We start from the raw sequence: 19393 nt of genomic DNA, 5'->3' as shown, positions 1-19393 counted from the left end.
GGGCGCCGGCCGCGCGTGGGCGGCCGGCGCCGAGCCGGATCAGATCAGATCAGACGGTCCAGGGGGCCGGCCGGTCGGTGTCGATGCCGTACCGGGCGAGGGCGTCGGCCACGGTCTGGGCCGGAATCACGCCCTCCTCGGCCAGGCTGTGCAGCGCCGCCACCACGACCCAGTGCCGGTTGACCTCGAAGAAGTCGCGCAGGCGGGCCCGGTAGTCCGAGCGGCCGAAGCCGTCGGTGCCGAGCACGCGGTAGCGTCCGGGCACCCAGGTGCGGATCTGGTCGGCGAACAGGCGCATGTAGTCGGTGGCGGCCACCACCGGGCCGGTGCGGCCGGTCAGGCAGGTCTCCACATGGGAGAGGCGCCTGCCCTCCAGCGGGTGCAGGAGGTTCCAGCGCTCCGCCGCCATGGCGTCGCGGCGCAGCTCGGTGAAGCTCGGGCAGCTCCAGATGTCGGCGCTGATGCCGAAATCCTGCTCCAGCAGGGCGGCCGCAGCGATGACCTCCCGCAGGATGGTGCCCGAGCCCAGGAGCTGGACCCGGTGCCCCTGGGTCTTCTCCTCCGGGCCCTCCTTGAAGAGGTACATGCCCTTGATGATGTCGGCCTCGGCGCCCTCCGGCATGCCGGGGTGCTCGTAGTTCTCGTTCATCACGGTGATGTAGTAGAACACGTCCTCCTGCTCGGCATACATCCGGCGCAGGCCGTCCTGCACGATCACCGCCACCTCGTACGAGAAGGTCGGGTCGTAGGAGACGCAGTTCGGGATGGTGGACGAGATCAGGTGGCTGTGGCCGTCCTCGTGCTGCAGGCCCTCGCCGTTGAGGGTGGTGCGCCCCGCCGTGCCGCCGATGAGGAAGCCCCGCGCCCGCATGTCGCCCGCCGCCCAGGCGAGGTCGCCGACCCGCTGGAAGCCGAACATCGAGTAGTAGACGTAGAACGGGATCGTCGGCGCGTCGGAGTGCGAGTAGGAGGTCGCGGCCGCGATCCAGGACGACATCGCGCCCGGCTCGTTGATGCCCTCCTGGAGCATCTGACCGTTCTTGTCCTCCTTGTAGTACATCAGCTGGTTGGCATCCTCCGGCCGGTAGAGCTGGCCGACCTGGGAGAAGATGCCGAACTGGCGGAACATGCCTTCCATGCCGAAGGTGCGGCTCTCGTCGGGCACGATCGGCACGATGCGGTTGCCGATGTTCTTGTCGCGCAGCAGCGTGTTGAGGATGCGCACGAAGGCCATGGTGGTGGAGATCTCGCGGCCCGCGGTCTCCTTGAGCTGGGCCGAGAAGGCCGAGAGCGGCGGGATCTCCAGGGCGTGCGATGTCCGCCGCCGGGCCGGGAGGGGACCGCCGAGGGCTTCCCGCCGCGCCATCAGGTAGCGGTGCTCGGGGCTGCCCTCGGGGAACTTGATGAAGGGGATCTCCTTCAGCTGGTCGTCGGTCAGGTCGATCTGGAAGCGGTCGCGGAACTGGCGCAGGACCGCCTCGCCCATCTTCTTCTGCTGGTGGGTGATGTTCTGGCCCTCGCCGGACTCGCCCATGCCGTAGCCCTTGACGGTCTTGGCGAGGATGAGGGTGGGCTGGCCCTTGTGCTTGGAGGCGGCGCTGTAGGCGGCGAAGACCTTGCGCGGGTCGTGGCCGCCGCGGGTGAGGCGCCAGATGTCGTCGTCGCTCATGTCGGCCACGAGGGCCGCGGTCTCGGGGTAGCGGCCGAAGAAGTGCTCGCGGATATAGGCGCCGTTCTTCGACTTGAAGTCCTGGTACTCGCCGTCGACGCACTCCTCCATCAGGCGCGCCAGCATGCCGGTGCTGTCGCGCTGGATCAGGGCGTCCCAGCCCGACCCCCACAGCACCTTGATGACGTTCCAGCCGGCGCCGCGGAAATCGGCCTCCAGCTCCTGGACGATCTTGCCGTTGCCGCGCACCGGCCCGTCGAGGCGCTGCAGGTTGCAGTTGATGACGAAGACGAGGTTGTCGAGTTTTTCACGCGCCGCGAGCGCGATGGCGCCCAGGCTCTCCGGCTCGTCCATCTCGCCGTCGCCCATGAAGGCCCAGACCTTGCGGCCGTCCGTCTGCGCGAGGTTGCGGTGGTGCAGGTAGCGCAGGAAGCGCGCCTGGTAGATCGCCATCAGGGGGCCGAGGCCCATGGAGACGGTGGGGAACTGCCAGAAATCCGGCATCAGCCAGGGATGCGGATAGGACGACAGGCCCTTGCCGCCGACCTCCTGCCGGAAGCCGAGGAGCTGCTCCTCGGTGAGGCGCCCCTCCAGGAAGGCGCGGGCATAGACGCCGGGCGAGGAATGGCCCTGCACGTAGATCAGGTCGCCGCCGTGGCTGGCATCGGCCGCCCGCCAGAAATGCATGAAGCCGGTGTCGTAGAGGGTGGCGGCGGACTGGAAGCTGGCGATGTGGCCGCCGAGCTCGGACGAGTCCTTGTTCGCCCGCAGGATGATCGCGATGGCGTTCCAGCGGATGGCCGAGCGGATGCGGTGCTCGATCGCCCGGTCGCCGGGATGCGGGTCCTGCTTCTCGGGCAGGATCGTGTTGAGGTAGGCGGTGTTGGCCGAGTAGGGGACGGGAGCGCCCTTCTTGCGGGCCCCGTCGATCACCTGCTCGATCAGGTAATGCGCCCGCTCCGGCCCGTCGACGTCGAGGACGCCGTCCAGCGAATCGAGCCATTCCTGCGTCTCGACGGGATCGAGGTCGCGGCTACGCTCCATGGCATCCTCCTTGGTTTTTCAGCGGTTCTCGCGGTCCGCTCTTTGGCGCCTCACGCGTCAGCGGCGTTCGTGCGTCGGCAGCGTTCGTGAGCAGCGTTCGTGCCAACCCCACCCAATCGCTTTTTGCGTTGTCTGGCAATGGCTTCGCCGAAGCCGAAAGTTTTTGGTCTGCGAAATTTGTTACGGGTTTGAATTTTTTTGTCTGGCTTTCCAGACCCGTGCCGGCGGCGTTATCGGGTCCGGCGCAGCCTCGGGCAGGTCGCTGCGCCGGTCCGTGCCGGGTCCGGATGATCCGGCCCAGGCCGGTCCCCGCCGAGACGCCCCCCGGCACCGTCGCGGCTGTTCCGAGAGACATCGCGTGGGTCCAGGCGACACGGCCGGCCACCCACGGGGCACACCCAACCCCGAAGCCGATCGCGAGGATTATGGGGCGAGGATCATGGGGCGAGGATCATGGGGCGAGGATCATGGGGCGAGGATTATGGGGCGGCCGGGACGGCACCCCGGAGGCGCGGTCTCGCAGCGGGGCGGCGATGTCGGTGCGGCCCGCGCGCAGCGCCGCGCGACGGGAGTCGCCCGGGTCCGGGGCCGTGCGGCGCGCCACGGGGAAAACGACCACCAGGAGGGTCGACGCGACGGCGAGGTCGCGGACGCTCCGAACTTCGTGAAGACCGTGGCGCGGGCTCGTTCAGGGGCCACCGCGCAGCGGGATTCCCTCAGGGATGGGGCAACGACCGAAGCGGGAAACGGTCCCGCTCCGGTGACGCCGTCCGCCCTCGGGAGGACGACGGGGCGCCGAAACCGGCGCCGGCCCTCAATGCACCAGGATCTTCGACAGGAAGTTCTGGGCGCGCTCGGAGCGGGCGTTGGCGAAGAAGTCCTCCTTGGTGGCGTCCTCGACGATCTCGCCCTTGTCCATGAAGATCACGCGGTTCGCGACCTTGCGGGCGAAGCCCATCTCGTGGGTCACGCACATCATGGTCATGCCCTCGCGGGCGAGCTGGACCATGACGTCGAGCACCTCGCCGACCATCTCGGGATCGAGGGCCGAGGTCGGCTCGTCGAACAGCATCACCACCGGGTTCATGGCGAGCGCCCGGGCGATGGCCACGCGCTGCTGCTGGCCGCCCGAGAGCTGGCCGGGAAACTTCTTGGCGTGGGCCGAGAGGCCGACCCGGTCGAGGAGCGCCAGACCCGTCTTGAGGGCGGTGTCCTCGTCGCGCCGGAGCACCTTGCGCTGCGCCAGGGTCAGGTTCTCCGTGATGGAGAGGTGCGGGAACAGCTCGAAGTGCTGGAACACCATGCCGACCCGGGCCCGCAGCTTCGGCAGGTTGGTCTTCTTGTCGTGCACGGGCGTGCCGTCGACGACGATCTCGCCCTTCTGGAAGGGCTCGAGGGCGTTGACGCACTTGATCAGGGTCGACTTGCCGGAGCCCGAGGGCCCGCAGACCACCACCACCTCACCCTTGTTCACGGCGGTGCTGCAATCGGTGAGGACCTGAAAGTCTCCGTACCATTTGCTGACGGACTTCATGGTGATCATCGGCCCCGTGGTCACGGGGGCCTGGGCGGTGTTGAGCGACGTGGTCATGGCGGAAATCCTCGTCTGGGATGCGGCGACGCCTGAGCAGGGGAAGGCCTCGTCCAGGGAATGCCTGGGCAGAGGGGGGGCCCGGTGTCAGCGGATGATGGCGATCTTCTTCTGGAGGCGGCGCACCGCCATGGAGGCCACGAAGCAGACCGCGAAGTAGACCACGGCCGCGAACAGGTACATTTCCACGAGGCGGCCGTCGCGCTGGGCGATCTTCGAGGCCGCGCCGAGGAAGTCGGTCACCGAGAGGACGTAGACCAGCGAGGTGTCCTGGAAGAGGACGATGGTCTGCGTCAGCAGGATCGGCGTCATGTTGCGGAACACCTGGGGCAGGATCACGCTGCGCATCGAGGCGAAGTAGGTCAGGCCCAGCGCCGAGGCCGCCGCCGCCTGGCCCTTGGGGATCGACTGGATGCCGGCGCGCATGATCTCGGAGAAGTAGGCCGCCTCGAACAGCGTGAAGGTCACCAGCGACGAGGTGAAGGCGCCCACCGTCATCGGCCGGTCGGCCCCGGTGATCCACTGCCCGAGATAGGGCACCAGGAAGTAGAACCAGAAGATCACCAGCACGAGGGGCAGCGACCGCATCAGGTTGACGTAGCCCTTGGCCACGGTCGGGATCACCGGCAGGCTGGAGAGCCGCATCATGGCGATGAGCGTGCCGAGCACGATGCCGCCGATGGCGGCGAGCGCCGTCAGCGTCAGGGTGAAGCGCATGCCGTCCAGGAACAGGTACGGCAGCGCGGAGGTGATGACGGAGAAGTCGAAATTCGCGAGCATCGCGGCGATCCTTGAGGAGGAGAAGGCGGAGGGCAGCCCCTCAGCGATGGCCCGGGACGGCGACGCGGCGCTCGATCCAGCCGGAGGTGAAGATCACCACGACGTTGATCAGGACGTAGAGGACGGTGGCGGCGGTGAAGGCCTCGAACACCTGGAACGAGAATTCCTGCATGGCGCGGGCGCGGGCGGTGAGCTCGAGCAGGCCGATGGTGAGGGCGACCGAGGTGTTCTTGAGGTTGTTCAGGAATTCCGAGGTCAGCGGCGGCAGGATCATCCGGTAGGCGCTGGGCAGGAGCACGTAGCGGTAGGTCTGGTAGACCGTCAGGCCCATGGCGGTGCCGGCCATCTTCTGCCCGCGCGGCAGGGCCTGGATGCCGGCGCGCACCTGCTCGGCGACGCGGGAGGCGGTGAAGAAGCCCAGGCACACCACCGCCGTGTAGAACGGCGCGTTGGGCAGCTGCTTGATCCCGCTGCCCCAGGATTCGGGCAGCACCTCCGGCAGGACGAAGTACCAGAGGAACATCTGCACCAGCAGGGGGATGTTGCGGAACAGCTCGACGTAGGTCGTGCCGACGGCGTTGGCGAGCTTCGACGGCAGGGTGCGCATCACGCCGATGACGGAGCCGAGGAGAAACGCGATCACCCAGGCGCAGAGGGCCGTCACCACCGTCCACATCAGGCCCGAGAGCAGCATGTCCGCGTAGGTGCCGGTGCCTTCCGGGGACGGTTCGAGGAAGATGCCCCAGTTCCAGTTGTAGTTCATCGCGTCGTCGTCCCCTGTGATCGGGCATCCGGGCGAGCGCCCGTGGCAAGCATGCGGGCGCGCGCCCGTGAATGTGGCGGTGCTGTGTCGGACAGTGCCGAGACCTTGAGCGGAAGGTCCAGGGCCTTGAGGGTCGCGCCCCGGTCCCACACTGACATTTCCAGAGATTTGCTGCTTTTCCGGGCATGACCCCCGCGCACGCCACGCAAGGGCCGCCGGCCCGCCCGGAGGGGGCGGAGCGACGGCCTTCGGGCGATTCGGCCGGGCACGGAGGGGGCTGAGGCGGATCGGACGGGAACCAGGGCGGCACATCGGTGCCCGCCCCTAGCATCATCCGGACCAGAGCCCGAGGGCGAGGGCCGACCCGCGGCTCAGGCGCGGGCCGGTGTGGCCGCGGGGACACCCTGCGGGGCCGGCCGGCCCAGGGTGAGGATCAGCCCGGCGGCGGCGAGGCAGAGCGCCCCGGCGGCGAAGAAGGCCGGCAGGTAGGTCGCGAGTTCGGTCCGCGAGAGACCGGCTCCGTAGGCGATCGTCGCCGCGCCGAGCTGATGGCCAGCGAAGACCCAGCCGAAGACGAGGTTGGCGCGCTCGCGCCCGAACCGCGCCGCGGTCAGCCGCACGGTGGGCGGCACCGTGGCGATCCAGTCGAGGCCGTAGAACACCGCGAACAGCGACAGGCCCACGAAGGAGAAGTCCGAGAACGGCAGGAACATCAGCGAGAGGCCGCGCAGGCCGTAGTACCAGAACAGGAGCCAGCGGTTGTCGTAGCGGTCGGAGAGCCAGCCCGAGGCCACGGTGCCGATGAAGTCGAACACGCCCATGGCGGCGAGCACGCTGGCGCCCTGCACCGGCCCGATGCCGTAATCGGCGCAGAGGGGGATGAAGTGGGTCTGGATCAGCCCGTTGGTGCTGGCCCCGCAGATGAAGAACGTGGCGAACAGCACCCAGAACACCCGGGTGCCGGCGGCGTCGCGCAGGGCGGACAGGGCGCCGTGGGCGCTCGGGCCGGTGGCACCGGAGCCCGGGGTGGCCGGGGCCACGGTCGGGCGCGTCTCGCCGTAGGGCGCCAGCCCGAGATCCTCCGGCCGGTCCCGCATCAGGGCGACGACCCCGAGGCCGGCCGCGAGGAGGAGGCCGCAGATCACCAGCAGGGCGGCGCGCCAGCCGAGGGCCTCCGTGAGGGCGGCGAGCAGGGGCAGCACCACGAGCTGCCCCGTGGCGGAACTGGCGGTGAGAAGGCCGACCACGAGGCCGCGGGATCGCGAGAACCAGCGCGTCGCCACCGTGGCGCCCAGCACCAGGGCGGTCAGCCCCGTGCCGATGCCCACCACCACGCCCCAGAGCAGGACGAGCTGCCAGACCTGCGTCATCCCCAGGGAGGCCAGCAGGCCGCCGGCGATCAGCCCCAGGGCCAGGAGCACGATCCGGCGCGGGCCGTAGCGGTTCATCAGGGCGGCGGCGAAGGGCCCCATCAGGCCGAACAGGACGAGGCGCACGGCGAGCGCCGAGCCGATCGTCGCCGTGTCCCAGCCGAACTCCTTCTGGAGGGGCAGGATCAGGACACCCGGGGCTCCGACGGCGCCCGCCGTGACCAGCATGGTCAGGAAGGTCACGCCGGCCACGGCCCAGCCGTAATGGAGGCCGCGGCGGGCGAACCCCGTCGCGACGGCGTCGGACAGGCGCAGGGTGGGGTCGGTGGCCATGGCACGGTGCTCCGGCGCGCCGGCTGCCGAGGCCCTGGAGCCTTGCAGGAGCGCAGGCGCCTTGCATAAGCGCATATGCACGCTTTAGACAAGGGCTCCGACCGCGCGGAGCGTTCCATGGCCGATCCCCCCTCCCCCGCCGTGCTCTGCCACTGCAACGCGATCCGCCGGGGCGCCCGGCAGGTGACGCAGTTCTACGACCGGCACCTGGCGCCGGCGGGCCTGCGCACGTCGCAGTATTCGATGCTGGTGGGCTTGGCGCGCCTCGGCCCGATCGCCATCGCCGCCTTCGCCGATGCCATGGCGATGGACCGCACCACCATGGGGCGGGCCCTGAAGCCCCTGGAACGCGACGGCCTCCTCGCCGTCGGGCCGGGACCGGACGGGCGGACCCGGGCCCTCCACCTCACCGAGGCCGGCCGGCGGCGCATCGCCGAGGCCGAGCCCCTCTGGCGGGTGGCGCAGGCGGGCTTCGAGGCACGCTACGGCGCGACGGCGGCCGCGGACCTCCGGACCGCCCTGGCGCGGGTGGTGCGGACGGTGTGAGGCGGCCCTAGCCCTTGCGCGGACGGGCGCCGAAGATCGCGGTGCCGACCCGGACATGGGTGGCGCCCATCTGGATCGCGGCGGGGTAGTCCGCGCTCATGCCCATGGAGAGGATCGGCAGGCTGTGGCGCTCGGCGATCCGGGCCAGCAGGGCGAAGTGCGGCGAGGGCGGCGCGTCGGCGGGCGGGATGCACATCAGCCCGTGGATCGTGAGGCCGTGGGTCTCGCGGCAGGCGGACAGCAGGGTGTCGAGATCGGCCGGCGCGACGCCGCCCTTCTGCGGCTCGTCGCCGGTATTGACCTGGATCAGGAGCTTGGGCGCGCGGCCCACCCGCGCGATCTCCTTGGCCAAAGCCGCCGCGAGGGAGAGCCGGTCGAGGCCGTGGAGGACGTCGAACAGCTCCACCGCCTCCCGGGCCTTGTTCGATTGCAGCGGGCCGACGAGGTGGAGCTCCACGTCCGGGTAGCGCTCCCGGAGCGCCGGCCACTTGGCCTTGGATTCCTGGACGTAGTTCTCGCCGAACAGGCGCTGCCCGGCGGCGAGCGCCGGCAGGATCCCGGCGGCGGGAATCGTCTTCGACACCGCCACCAGGGCGACCGTGGCGGGATCGCGCTCGGCATCCTCCGCCGCCTGGGCGATCTGGTGGCGCACCGCCGCGAGCCCGGCCACCACGTCGGCGGCGTTCGGAGGGAGCGGGGCAGCGTCGGGTAAGGTCTCGGGCGAGGTTTCGGGCGCGGTTTCGGAAATGGCGTCGTCGGAGACTGTGTCGGCCATGCTGCCTCGCAGGGAAGGGGTTCGGTGGATCGCTCGGTCCGGGGACTACCATTCCGGGCGCGGGCCGCAAGGACAACGCGCCGCGCGCCGACGCGGGCTCGGCGACGACGCTTCCCCGCGGGCCGGGCAGCCCGATCCGTGTTGACCCCTCCCCTCCCCGTGGTAGTCCGGCCCTCAGCCTCTCAGGGCGAGCCCGCACCCCGCGAGGCGCGCTTCTCACCCCAGAACCCCGGCGCCCGGCCCATGACGACCACCCCTGCCCCCAAACCCGCTCCCGAGCGCTACAACGCCAAGGAGACCGAGCCGCGCTGGCAGCAGGCCTGGGCGGCGGCGGGGATCTACGCCACCCAGAACGACGATCCGAAGCCGAAATACTACGTGCTGGAGATGTTCCCCTACCCGTCGGGGCGCATCCACATGGGCCACGTGCGCAACTACGCCATGGGCGACGTGGTGGCGCGCTACAAGCGGGCGCGGGGCTTCAACGTGCTGCACCCGATGGGCTGGGACGCCTTCGGCCTGCCGGCCGAGAACGCCGCCATGGAGCGCAAGGTCAACCCGCGCGACTGGACCTATGCCAACATCGCGACGATGCGCGGGCAGCTCCAGAGCATGGGCCTGTCCCTCGACTGGAGCCGCGAGATCGCGACCTGCGATCCCGACTACTACAAGCACCAGCAGCGCATGTTCCTCGACTTCCTGGCCAAGGGGCTGGTGACGCGCCGCACGGCCAAGGTGAACTGGGACCCGGTGGACCACACCGTGCTGGCCAACGAGCAGGTCATCGACGGGCGCGGCTGGCGCTCGGGCGCCCTGGTGGAGCAGCGCGAGCTGACCCAGTGGTTCTTCAAGATCACCGACTTCGCGCAGGACCTGTACGACGCCCTCGGCGGCCTGGAGCGCTGGCCGGAGAAGGTCCGGGTGATGCAGAAGAACTGGATCGGCCGCTCCGAGGGGCTGGAGGTCCGCTTCGCCCTGGAGGCGCCGCCGGCCCACATCGCTCCCGAGGTGAAGGTCTACACCACGCGGCCCGACACCCTGTTCGGGGCGAAGTTCCTGGCCATCGCCGCCGACCACCCGATCGCCGCAGCCCTGGCTCCGGCCCACCCGGCCCTGCAGAGCTTCATCGAGGAATGCCGGCGCACGGGCACGGCCCAGGCGGCCATCGACACGGCGGAGAAGCTCGGCTTCGACACCGGGCTCACGGTGCGCCATCCCCTCGACCCGTCCTGGCTGCTGCCGGTCTACGTCGCGAATTTCGTGCTCATGGAATACGGCACCGGCGCCGTGTTCGGCTGTCCGGCCCACGACCAGCGCGACCTCGACTTCTCCAACAAGTACGGGCTTGGCAACACGCCCGTGGTCTGCCCGGAGGACCAGGACGGTGCCAGCTTCGTTATCACCGACACCGCCTATGACGGCGACGGGCGGATGATCAACTCGCGCTTCCTCGACGACATGACCACCGACGAGGCCTTCCACGCGGTGGCCAACCGCCTGGAGGCGGAGATCCTCGACGGAGCGCCGGTGGCGCAGCGCAAGGTGCAGTTCCGCCTGCGCGACTGGGGCGTCTCGCGCCAGCGCTACTGGGGCTGCCCGATCCCGATCATCCATTGCGAGGCCTGCGGGCCCGTGCCGGTCCCGGCGGCCGACCTGCCGGTGAAGCTCCCCGAGGAGGTCTCCTTCGACGTGCCCGGCAACCCGCTGGAGCGGGATCACGCCTGGCGCGACGTCCCCTGCCCCACCTGCGGCCAGCCCGCGCGGCGCGAGACCGACACCATGGACACCTTCGTGGACTCGTCCTGGTACTATGCCCGCTTCACCGCCCCCTGGCTGCAGGACGCGCCCACGGACCGCACGGCCGTCGACCAGTGGCTCGCCGTCGACCAGTATATCGGCGGGATCGAGCACGCGATCCTGCACCTGCTCTACGCCCGCTTCTTCATGCGGGCGATGAAGGCCACCGACTGGTCCGGTGTCTCCGAGCCCTTCGACGGCCTGTTCACGCAGGGCATGGTCGTCCACGAGACCTACAAGGATGCGGCCGGCGCCTGGGTGCCTCCCGCCGACATCCGGATCTCGGCCGAGTCCGGCACCCGCGAAGCGTTTCACGTGAAAACGGCGGAGCCGATCACGATCGGCGCCATCGAGAAGATGTCCAAGTCGAAGAAGAACGTCGTCGACCCGGACGACATCATCGCCAGCTACGGCGCCGACACCGCGCGCTGGTTCATGCTCTCCGACTCTCCGCCCGAGCGCGACGTGATCTGGACCGAGGACGGCGTCCAGGGCGCGGCCCGCTTCGTCCAGCGCGTCTGGCGCCTCGTCTCCCTGGCGAGCACCGTTGAAACCACGACCGGCGCGAGCGACGCCGCCTTGCGCAAGGCTGCCCACAAGGCCCTGGCTGCCGTGGAGGAGGACGTGGAGCGCCTGCGCTTCAACCGCTGCGTGGCCCACATCTACACCCTCGCCAACGCCCTCGACGACGCGCTGCGGGGCAGCGTCTCGCGGGCCATCGTCGGGGAAGCGGCCGGGATCCTGACCCAGTTAATCGCCCCGATGATGCCGCACCTCGCCGAGGAATGCTGGCAGGCGCTCGGCCGCGACGGTCTCGCCGCCCAGGCGCCCTGGCCGGAGGTCGATCGCGCGCTGCTGGTGGAGGACAGCGTTACCCTGCCGGTCCAGCTCAACGGCAAGAAGCGGGCGGATGTCACGGTGCCGCGCAGCGCCGACGTCGCGGCTGTCCAGGCCCTGGTGCTGGCCGACGAGGCGGTGCAGCGCGCCCTCGAAGGCCGCAGCCCGAAGAAGGTCATCGTGGTCCCGGGCCGGATCGTGAACCTCGTGGTCTGAGCGGGTTTCCGACCTCCCCCACGAGGAAGGGGGACGCCCCCGCTGTCCACACCCCCGATCCGGCGACCATGATCCTGCCGGGTAGGAAACGTAAAGCTTGGGGCGAATAGGCTGTCGTCGAACCCCGGTTCGCCGTACAGACGGGCGGGACGAGACAGCGGAACGGCGGCGGGCATGATGCGCTTGGCAAACAGGGCAGTGGCGGTTCGGGCAGCGGCGGCCGGCACGGTCGGCCGCGCCCTGCGGGTCGCGGCCGTCGCCGCCCTGGCGCTCAACCTGTCGGCCTGCTTCCGTCCCCTCTACGGACCCACCGCCTCAGGCGAGCCGATGGCCGCCCTCCTCGCCTCCGTCCAGGTGGACGACGTGGCGATGGCCCAGGGTCAGGAGCGTCTGGGCCATTACCTGCGCAGCGAGCTCATCTTCGATCTCGATGGCTCGGGCCAGCCTTCCACCAAGCGCTACCGCCTGAAGATGCAGGGCAGCGAGTCGGTGCAGACCCCGATCGTGTCCTCGCAGACCGGTCGCGCCGAGGCCGGCACCATCGTCGGAACGGTGAAGTACGCCCTCGAAGACCTCAGCGGCACGAAGATCATCAGCGAGGGCGTGGCGACCTCCACCGCCACCTACGACCGCTCGATACAGCGCTTCGCCAGCCTGCGCGCCGCCCGCGACGCCGAGATCCGCCTGGCCAAGGTCCTGGCCGAGCAGATCAAGACCCGCATCGCCTCCGTGCTGGTGACGAAGCCCTGAGCCGGGCCCTGCCGTGACCGCCGTCAAGGCCAGCGACGTCGACGGCCTGATCCGGCGCGGACCCGATCCGCGCATCGCGATCCTGCTCGTCTACGGCCCGGATACGGGCCTCGTCTTCACGCGCGCCAAGGCCCTGGCGGAAGCCTTCGTCAGCGACCCGGGCGACCCCTTCGCCATGGTGAAGATCGACGGGGACGTGCTGGCCCAGGATCCCGGACGCCTCGTGGACGAGGCCGGCACGGTCGGACTGTTCGGTGGCAGCCGCACGATCTGGGTCCGGTCCGGCAGCCGCAACTACGCGCCCGCCGTCGAGGCCGCCCTCAAGGCCGAGATCCAGAACGCCCGCATCGTGGTGGAGGGCGGCGACCTCGCCAAGAGCGCCCCCCTGCGGACCCTCTGCGAGAAGTCGCCGAAGGCCCTCGCCCTGCCCTGCTATCCCGACGACGAGCGCGCGCTCGGCGACCTCATCGACCGCACCCTGCAGGACCAGGGCCTGCGCATCGCCCGCGAGGCGCGGGACGTGCTCGCCACCAGCCTCGGCGGCGACCGCGGCGCCAGCCTGTCGGAGATCGAGAAGCTCGCCCTCTACGCCCAGGGGCAGGGCAGCGTCAGCCTCGACGATGTCGAGGCGGTGGTCAGCGACGTCGCCGGCAGCGTGCTCAACACGCTGATCGATGCAGCCTTCGCCGGCCGCAGCGGCGAGGTCGAGCGCGACTATCGTCGCTTCCGCCACGAGGGCATGGACCCATCGGTGATGCTGGGCTCGGCCCTGCGGCACGCCCTGACCCTGCTGGCGACGCGGCTTGCCGGAGAGGGGCAGAGCCCCAGCCTAATGGTGGCGAACTGGCGCGGCCTGCATTTCCGGCGCAAGGCCCTGGTGGAAACCCAGCTCTCGCGCTGGTCGCCCCCGGCCCTGCGCCACGCGGTCCAGCTGCTGCAGGACTCGGTCCTGGCCTGCCGCCGGGCGACCCCGGACCTCGCCCACGCCCACGCGTCGAGCACGCTCCTGCGCATCGCCGGCGAGGCGGCCCGGCGGCGATAGCGATCGGTGGGGTCAGGCCTCCGCCTGCCCCAGGTTGAAGCGCTGGCACAGGGCTTCGAGCTCGGCCGCGTTCTCGTAGCGGATGCGGATCTCGCCCGCGCCGGCCACCTTGGTCTTCACCGCCACGGTCATGCCGAGGGCCCGGGCCATGGCCTGTTCCAGGGTGCGGATCTCGGCATCCTTCTCCGCCGCGCGCCGCGGCCGGCCGGGGCGGGGACCGTCACCCTCCGGCACCTCGGCGGAGGCCAGGGCCTCGACCTCGCGCACCGACAGGCCCTCCTCCACGATCCGACGGGCAACGCCCTCGGCGTCCCGCACGGCCAGGAGCGCGCGGGCATGGCCGGCGGTGATCTCACCGGCCACGACCCGGTCCTGGATCGTCGGGGCGAGCTGAAGCAGGCGCAGGGTGTTGGCCAGGTGGCTGCGGCTCTTGCCCAGAATCTCGGCGAGTTCGCTCTGGCTGTACTGGAACTCGCTCATCAGGCGCTCGTAGCCCGCGGCCTCCTCGATGGCGTTGAGGTCGGTGCGCTGGACGTTCTCCAGGATGGCGAATTCCAGCGAGGTCCGGTCGTCGATCTCCACCGTGACCACGGGCACCTCGTGCAGGCCCGCCCGCTGGGCTGCACGCCAGCGGCGCTCGCCGGCCACGATCTCGTAGGTGTCCGGCACGCCGGCGAGGGCCCGCACCACGATGGGCTGGATGATGCCGCGCAGCTTGATCGAGGCCGAGAGTTCCTCGAGGTCCGACTCGTTGAAGCGGCGGCGCGGGTTGCGCGGGTTGGGACGCAGGAATTCCACCGCGACCTTGCGCTGCTCCTGCGACTTGCTCGCCTCGGCGCTGTCATCGCCGAAATCGCCGATTAGGGCCGCGAGGCCGCGCCCGAGCCGGGGCCGCACCACATCATCCGCCATCGCCACCTGCTTCAACTCCGAACCTTGGGGACACGCTTGTCATACGGCGAGGGCAGAGCGCCCCCGCATCGTCACGCCGCGACGGGGAGGCGCCCCTCGCGCTGGATGATCTCGGAAGCGAGGCGCAGGTAGGCCTGCGAGCCCGCGCATTTGAGATCGTAGAGCAGGACTGGCTTGCCGTGCGACGGCGCCTCAGAGACCCGGACGTTGCGGGGGATCATGGTCTCGTAGACCTTCTCGCCCATGAAGCTGCGCACATCCGCCACCACCTGCGCCGACAGGTTGTTGCGGGGATCGAACATGGTCAGGACGATGCCCTGGATGGTCAGGCGCGGATTGAGCGCGCCGCGCACCTGCTCCACCGTGCGCAGCAGCTGGCTCAGGCCCTCCAGGGCGAAGAACTCGCATTGCAGGGGCACCAGCACCGCGTCGGAGGCGGCGAGGGCATTGATGGTCAGCAGGTTCAGGGAGGGCGGGCAATCGATCAGGACGTAGGTCACGCCGGCCGTGGCGCCCGCTTCGCCGACCCCCTTGAGGACGTTGCGCAGGCGATGGGCGCGGTCGGGCGCGCTCGCCATCTCCATCTCCAGCCCGAGCAGGTCCATGGTGGAGGGCGCCACCATCAGGCGCGGCACCGCGGTGGGGATGCAGGCCTGGCCCAGGGACGCCTCCCCGGCAAGCACGTGGTAGGTCGAGACCTTGCGCTGGCGGCGGTCGATGCCGAGGCCCGTCGAGGCATTGCCCTGCGGATCGAGATCGATCACCAGCACGCTCTCACCGATCGCCGCCAGCGCCGTGCCGAGGTTGATCGCGGTGGTCGTCTTGCCGACGCCACCCTTCTGGTTGGCCAGGGCCAGGATGCGCAGCGGCCGATCCGGATTGCCGCCGGTCGTCGGTACGGGAGTCGGAGCGCTTGTCATGAATCCACGCGAGATAGGGTCGTGACGCGGACGATCCGCGCTTCCGACTCGGTTCGGCTCGGCACGAGATCGTAAACGAATCTCCACCGTTGCGCGGCCTCGGTCAATTCCGATTGGACATCCCGTCCTTTCGGAAACAGGCCGACCGTGCCGGTTGTCAACAACGGCTCCGCCCAGGCGAGCAGCTGGGCGAGGGGCGCGAGGGCCCGGGCGCAGACCACCGCGACGCCGCGATGGGCCGCGATGACCTGCTCGATCCGGGCATTGTGGACCTTGGCCGGCGCGCCGGTCAGGCGCGCGGTCTCGGTGAGAAAAGCGCATTTGCGCGCGTTGCTCTCCACGAGATCGACCTGAAACCCGGGGCGCTCATGCCCCGCGATGGCCAGGACGAGGCCGGGGAGTCCGGCCCCTGCCCCGAGGTCGAGCCAGGTCTCCGCCTCCGGCGCGATGGCCCGAAGCTGGAGCGCATCGGCGATGTGGCGGGTCCAGACCTCCGTCAGGGTCGCGGGTCCGACGAGGTTCTTCACGGTCTGCCAGCGCCGCAGCTGCGCGACGTAGAGGTCGAGGCGCTGCGCTGTTTCACGTGAAACACCCGCACTGGCCAGGACCCGATCGCGGTCTCGATCAGAGGCCATGCGCGGCCCCGCGGTCGGCCCGGCGGGCATGGGCCGCCAGGAGGGTGAGGGCGGCCGGAGTCACACCCTCGATCCGTGCCGCCTGCCCCAGCGTTCCCGGGCGCACGGCTTCGAGCTTGAGCCGCATCTCGTTCGACAGGCCGGGAATGCCCGCATAGTCCAGGCGGATCGGCAGGGCGACCGCCTCGTCCCGGCGGAAGGCGGCGATGTCCGCCTGCTGCCGATCGAGGTAGACGGCGTAGGTGGCGTCGGTGCAGAGCCGCTCGGCCACGCGGGGCGGGACCGCCGAGAGCTCCGGCCAGACTGCGCAGAGGCGCGCCCAGTCGATGTCCGGGTAGGACAGAAGCTGGAAGGCGGAGCGGCGGATGCCGTCCTGATTGAGCGCGATACCGGCGGCCTGGGCCTGGTTCGGGGTCAGGCTCAAGCGGTCGAGCTGGCCGCGCGCCCCGTCCAGGGCCGTCTGCGCGGCGGCGAAATGCGTGGCGCGGCGCTGTCCGACGCAGCCGAGGGCGGCGCCCTTGGGCGTCAGGCGCTCGTCGGCATTGTCGATGCGCAGGGAGAGCCGGTACTCGGAGCGCGACGTGAACATGCGGTAGGGCTCGCTCACCCCATGGGTGACGAGGTCGTCGATCATCACGCCGAGATAGGACTCGGCCCGGTCGAAGGTGGCGAGGGCCGAACCCCCGGCGAGGCGGGCGGCGTTGAGTCCGGCCACGAGCCCCTGCCCGGCCGCTTCCTCGTAGCCGGTGGTGCCATTGATCTGCCCGGCCAGGAACAGGCCCGGCAGGCGCTTGGCCTGGAGGGTGGCATCGAGTTCGCGCGGATCGACGTAGTCGTACTCGATGGCATAGCCCGGCCGCAGGATGGTGGCCCGCTCCAGTCCGGGGATCAGCGCGATGACGTCGCGCTGGACGCTCTCGGGAAGCGCCGTGGAGATGCCGTTCGGGTAGACGGTCGGGTCGTCGAGGCCCTCGGGCTCCAGGAAGATCTGGTGACCCTCGCGGTCGCCGAAGCGGACGACCTTGTCCTCGATCGATGGGCAGTAGCGCGGGCCCCGGCTGGCGATGCCGCCGGAATACATCGGCGAGCGGTGCAGGTTGGCGCGGATGAGGTCGTGAACGGCCTGGGTCGTGCGGGTGATGCCGCACTGGATCTGCGGGGTGGTGATCCGCTCGGTGAGGGTCGAGAACGGCACCGGATCCGCGTCCGCCGACTGCATCTCCAGGCCGGACCAGTCGATGGTGCGTCCGTCGAGACGGGCCGGGGTGCCGGTCTTCAGGCGCCCGAGGGCGAAACCGGCGCGGTCGAGGGTCTGGGCCAGGCACACGGACGGGGCCTCGCCGACCCGGCCGGCCGGGATCCGGGTCTCGCCGATATGGATGAGGCCGCGCAGGAAGGTGCCGGTGGTCAGGACGACGGCGCCGCAGGGGAGGGTGCGCCCATCGGCCAGGAGCACCGCGGAGACGCGCCCCTGCGCGAGGGCGAGATCGGCCACCTCCCCCTCGATCACCCGCAGGTTCGCGGTCTCGGCGATGGCCGCCTGCATCGCGCGGGCGTAGAGCTTGCGATCGGCCTGGGTGCGTGGGCCACGGACCGCCGGACCCTTCCGCCGGTTGAGCAGCCGGAACTGGATGCCGGCCGCGTCGGCCACGCGTCCCATCAGGCCGTCGAGGGCATCGACCTCGCAGACCAGATGTCCCTTGCCCAGGCCCCCGATGGCGGGGTTGCAGGACATGGCACCGATGGTGGCGGCCTGATGGGTCACGAGCGCCGTCCGCGCGCCGATCCGGGCGGCGGCCGCAGCCGCCTCGACGCCGGCATGGCCTCCACCAACGACGATGACGTCGTAGGAATCAGGTGTCTGGTGCATGGGATCGATTAAGCGGCTGAGGCGCCGATGGTCAATCGATGGATCGGCAGCGACGTAGTTTTCACGTGAAACCGAAGCCTCGTGGTCCCAGGGTCACAGGGCGCGGAGGGACGCGCTCACTTTCCGATGCAGAAGCCGGCGAAGAGCCGATCCAGCATTTCCTCGACGCCGACATGTCCGGCCACTTCGCCGAGCGCCCGGACCGCCAGCCGTAGATCCTCGGCGGCAAGTTCGGGCAGGGCCGTCCCGGCCAGCAGCCGATCGAGATGTTCGCGACAGCGGGTCAGGCCCAGCCGGTGACGTTCGCGCGTGATCAGGGCGTCTCCGCTGCCGACCGCTCGGGAGGCCTGATCCTCGATGGCCGCCAACAACCGGTCGAGACCCAGACCGGTCAGGGCCGAGATGGCGATTGCGCCGTCCGGCAGGGGAGCGGCGGGATCGAGGTCGCCCTTGGTCCGCACGCGAAGCACCGGCCCGTCCGGCATCGGCTCGGCCGCCGACGTCTCCGCATCCGGGCTCGCGAGCATCACCACGAGGTCGGCCTGCCGCATCCGGGCCCGCGTCCGCCGGATGCCTTCCGCCTCGATGGCATCGCCCGCCACGCGCAGGCCGGCAGTGTCCACGAGGATCACCGGCAATCCGCCGAGGTCGCAGCGCACCTCGATGACGTCGCGGGTCGTGCCGGGGATCGCCGAGACGATCGCCGCCTCGCGTCGGCTCAGGGCGTTCAGCAGCGTCGACTTGCCGGCATTGGGCGGCCCCGCCAGGACGACGGTGAATCCGTCCCGCAGGCGCTCACCGCGCCGGGCATCGGCCAGGACCATCGCCACCTCGTTGCGGATCGCCCGCGCCTTCTGCGCCAGGGCGGCATCCAGGGCCGCGTCGTCGACATCGCCCTCGTCGGAGAAGTCGAGGGCCGCCTCGACGCCGGCCAGCAGATCGAGCAGGCGTTCACGCCAATCGGCCACGCGCTTGCCGAGGGCTCCGTCGAGCTGGCGCAGGGCCTGGCGTCGCTGCGCCTCGGTCTCGGCGTCGATGAGGTCGGCGATGCCCTCGGCCTCGGTGAGGTCCAGGCGGCCGTTGAGGAAGGCCCGGCGGGTGAAGGCCCCGGGTTCGGCCGGTCGACATTGCGGGATCTCGGCCAGGGCGCGCAGGACCGCGCTGCGGACCGCGAGGCCGCCATGCAGGTGCAGCTCCACCATGTCCTCGCCGGTGAAGCTGGCAGGGCCCGGCATCCAGGCGACGAGGGCTTGGTCGAGGGGCGTGCCGTCGGGCGCGCGCAGCGTACGGAGGGACAGGCGCCGGGGCGGGGGGAGGGGGCCGGAGAGGGCACGGATCACGGCGGCGGAGGCCGGACCGGAGATCCGGATCACGCTGACGGCCGATCGACCGGGGCCGGTGGCAGGCGCGAAGAGGGTAGGCGGTTCGGTCATCGGGGCGGTGCCCTTTGAGCCGACACCGGGCGCGTCAGGCATTCGTTAACCAGCTAATAAACTTGTTTCAGCCGGAAATTGTCAGGCGAGGGAAGGCCATGGGCCGGACC

15 protein-coding genes are annotated in these 19393 nt (G+C 70.4%); 4 read left to right on the top strand and 11 right to left on the bottom strand.

Annotation, left to right across the window (positions count from 1 at the left end):
- Positions 1 to 49 precede the first annotated feature (49 nt).
- From aceE to CRT23_RS06100, 5 genes are all read right to left on the bottom strand, one after another.
- Positions 50 to 2713, bottom strand: coding sequence for a pyruvate dehydrogenase (acetyl-transferring), homodimeric type (aceE, locus tag CRT23_RS06120; RefSeq protein WP_103708990.1), 2664 nt, complete (start codon positions 2711 to 2713; stop codon positions 50 to 52).
- 814 nt (positions 2714 to 3527) lie between these two features.
- On the bottom strand, positions 3528 to 4256 hold the full coding sequence (locus tag CRT23_RS06115; RefSeq protein ID WP_055948551.1) for an amino acid ABC transporter ATP-binding protein: 729 nt from the start codon (positions 4254 to 4256) through the stop codon (positions 3528 to 3530).
- A gap of 135 nt (positions 4257 to 4391) precedes the next feature.
- Positions 4392 to 5084, bottom strand: coding sequence for an ABC transporter permease subunit (locus tag CRT23_RS06110; RefSeq protein WP_055946451.1), 693 nt, complete (start codon positions 5082 to 5084; stop codon positions 4392 to 4394).
- Between the two features lie 40 nt (positions 5085 to 5124).
- Positions 5125 to 5847, bottom strand: coding sequence for an amino acid ABC transporter permease (locus tag CRT23_RS06105; RefSeq protein WP_055946454.1), 723 nt, complete (start codon positions 5845 to 5847; stop codon positions 5125 to 5127).
- A 371-nt stretch (positions 5848 to 6218) separates the two neighbouring features.
- Positions 6219 to 7550, bottom strand: a complete 1332-nt coding sequence (locus CRT23_RS06100) for an MFS transporter (RefSeq protein WP_103708989.1) — start codon at positions 7548 to 7550, stop codon at positions 6219 to 6221.
- 117 nt (positions 7551 to 7667) lie between these two features.
- Between CRT23_RS06100 and CRT23_RS06095 the strand changes: the two genes are divergently transcribed.
- Positions 7668 to 8096, top strand: a complete 429-nt coding sequence (locus CRT23_RS06095; protein ID WP_055946462.1) for a MarR family winged helix-turn-helix transcriptional regulator — start codon at positions 7668 to 7670, stop codon at positions 8094 to 8096.
- Positions 8097 to 8103: 7 nt separating this feature from the next.
- Here CRT23_RS06095 and CRT23_RS06090 read toward each other — a convergent pair whose 3' ends face one another.
- On the bottom strand, positions 8104 to 8871 hold the full coding sequence (locus CRT23_RS06090) for a YggS family pyridoxal phosphate-dependent enzyme (RefSeq protein WP_103708988.1): 768 nt from the start codon (positions 8869 to 8871) through the stop codon (positions 8104 to 8106).
- A 243-nt stretch (positions 8872 to 9114) separates the two neighbouring features.
- On the opposite strand from CRT23_RS06090, the gene leuS reads away from it, so the two are divergent.
- The 3 genes from leuS to holA all read left to right on the top strand — a co-directional run bounded on the left by leuS (position 9115) and on the right by holA (position 13513).
- The gene (gene leuS, locus CRT23_RS06085; protein ID WP_103708987.1) at positions 9115 to 11721 is read left to right on the top strand and encodes a leucine--tRNA ligase; all 2607 of its coding nucleotides are present in this window, start codon (positions 9115 to 9117) and stop codon (positions 11719 to 11721) included.
- Positions 11722 to 11895: 174 nt separating this feature from the next.
- Positions 11896 to 12471, top strand: coding sequence for an LPS assembly lipoprotein LptE (gene lptE, locus CRT23_RS06080; protein ID WP_244477151.1), 576 nt, complete (start codon positions 11896 to 11898; stop codon positions 12469 to 12471).
- Positions 12472 to 12484: 13 nt separating this feature from the next.
- Positions 12485 to 13513, top strand: coding sequence for a DNA polymerase III subunit delta (gene holA, locus CRT23_RS06075; protein WP_103708986.1), 1029 nt, complete (start codon positions 12485 to 12487; stop codon positions 13511 to 13513).
- Positions 13514 to 13525: 12 nt separating this feature from the next.
- On the opposite strand, the gene CRT23_RS06070 is transcribed toward holA, so the two are convergent.
- From CRT23_RS06070 to mnmE, 5 genes are all read right to left on the bottom strand, one after another.
- Positions 13526 to 14425: a ParB/RepB/Spo0J family partition protein gene (locus CRT23_RS06070; protein WP_055948557.1), complete on the bottom strand. Its 900-nt coding sequence runs from the start codon at positions 14423 to 14425 to the stop codon at positions 13526 to 13528.
- Positions 14426 to 14496: 71 nt separating this feature from the next.
- Positions 14497 to 15345 (bottom strand): ParA family protein, encoded by an 849-nt coding sequence (locus CRT23_RS06065; protein WP_055946476.1) that lies wholly within the window; start codon positions 15343 to 15345, stop codon positions 14497 to 14499.
- Positions 15342 to 15980, bottom strand: coding sequence for a 16S rRNA (guanine(527)-N(7))-methyltransferase RsmG (rsmG, locus tag CRT23_RS06060; protein WP_055948560.1), 639 nt, complete (start codon positions 15978 to 15980; stop codon positions 15342 to 15344). The genes CRT23_RS06065 and rsmG overlap by 4 nt, the downstream gene beginning before the upstream one ends.
- Entirely contained in the window at positions 15970 to 17850 is a 1881-nt protein-coding gene (gene mnmG / locus CRT23_RS06055) for a tRNA uridine-5-carboxymethylaminomethyl(34) synthesis enzyme MnmG (RefSeq protein WP_103708985.1), read from the bottom strand. Before mnmG ends, rsmG begins: the two co-directional genes overlap by 11 nt.
- Positions 17851 to 17966: 116 nt before the next feature.
- The gene (gene mnmE, locus CRT23_RS06050; RefSeq protein ID WP_103709074.1) at positions 17967 to 19283 is read right to left on the bottom strand and encodes a tRNA uridine-5-carboxymethylaminomethyl(34) synthesis GTPase MnmE; all 1317 of its coding nucleotides are present in this window, start codon (positions 19281 to 19283) and stop codon (positions 17967 to 17969) included.
- Positions 19284 to 19393 lie beyond the last annotated feature (110 nt).

The organism is Methylobacterium sp. V23 (assembly GCF_002917135.1).
GTDB lineage: Bacteria > Pseudomonadota > Alphaproteobacteria > Rhizobiales > Beijerinckiaceae > Methylobacterium.
Note: the sequence above shows the minus strand (reverse complement) of the source record. Positions and strands in the feature narration are given on the sequence as shown.

Coding starts and splice junctions, on each gene's coding strand:
- aceE (WP_103708990.1), bottom strand. CDS start 2,713: ATGGAGCGTAGCCGCGACCTCGATCCCGTCGAGACGCAGGAATGGCTC.
- CRT23_RS06115 (WP_055948551.1), bottom strand. CDS start 4,256: ATGATCACCATGAAGTCCGTCAGCAAATGGTACGGAGACTTTCAGGTC.
- CRT23_RS06110 (WP_055946451.1), bottom strand. CDS start 5,084: ATGCTCGCGAATTTCGACTTCTCCGTCATCACCTCCGCGCTGCCGTAC.
- CRT23_RS06105 (WP_055946454.1), bottom strand. CDS start 5,847: ATGAACTACAACTGGAACTGGGGCATCTTCCTCGAACCGTCCCCGGAA.
- CRT23_RS06100 (WP_103708989.1), bottom strand. CDS start 7,550: ATGGCCACCGACCCCACCCTGCGCCTGTCCGACGCCGTCGCGACGGGG.
- CRT23_RS06095 (WP_055946462.1), top strand. CDS start 7,668: ATGGCCGATCCCCCCTCCCCCGCCGTGCTCTGCCACTGCAACGCGATC.
- CRT23_RS06090 (WP_103708988.1), bottom strand. CDS start 8,871: ATGGCCGACACAGTCTCCGACGACGCCATTTCCGAAACCGCGCCCGAA.
- leuS (WP_103708987.1), top strand. CDS start 9,115: ATGACGACCACCCCTGCCCCCAAACCCGCTCCCGAGCGCTACAACGCC.
- lptE (WP_244477151.1), top strand. CDS start 11,896: ATGATGCGCTTGGCAAACAGGGCAGTGGCGGTTCGGGCAGCGGCGGCC.
- CRT23_RS06070 (WP_055948557.1), bottom strand. CDS start 14,425: ATGGCGGATGATGTGGTGCGGCCCCGGCTCGGGCGCGGCCTCGCGGCC.
- CRT23_RS06065 (WP_055946476.1), bottom strand. CDS start 15,345: ATGACAAGCGCTCCGACTCCCGTACCGACGACCGGCGGCAATCCGGAT.
- rsmG (WP_055948560.1), bottom strand. CDS start 15,980: ATGGCCTCTGATCGAGACCGCGATCGGGTCCTGGCCAGTGCGGGTGTT.
- mnmG (WP_103708985.1), bottom strand. CDS start 17,850: ATGCACCAGACACCTGATTCCTACGACGTCATCGTCGTTGGTGGAGGC.
- mnmE (WP_103709074.1), bottom strand. CDS start 19,283: ATGACCGAACCGCCTACCCTCTTCGCGCCTGCCACCGGCCCCGGTCGA.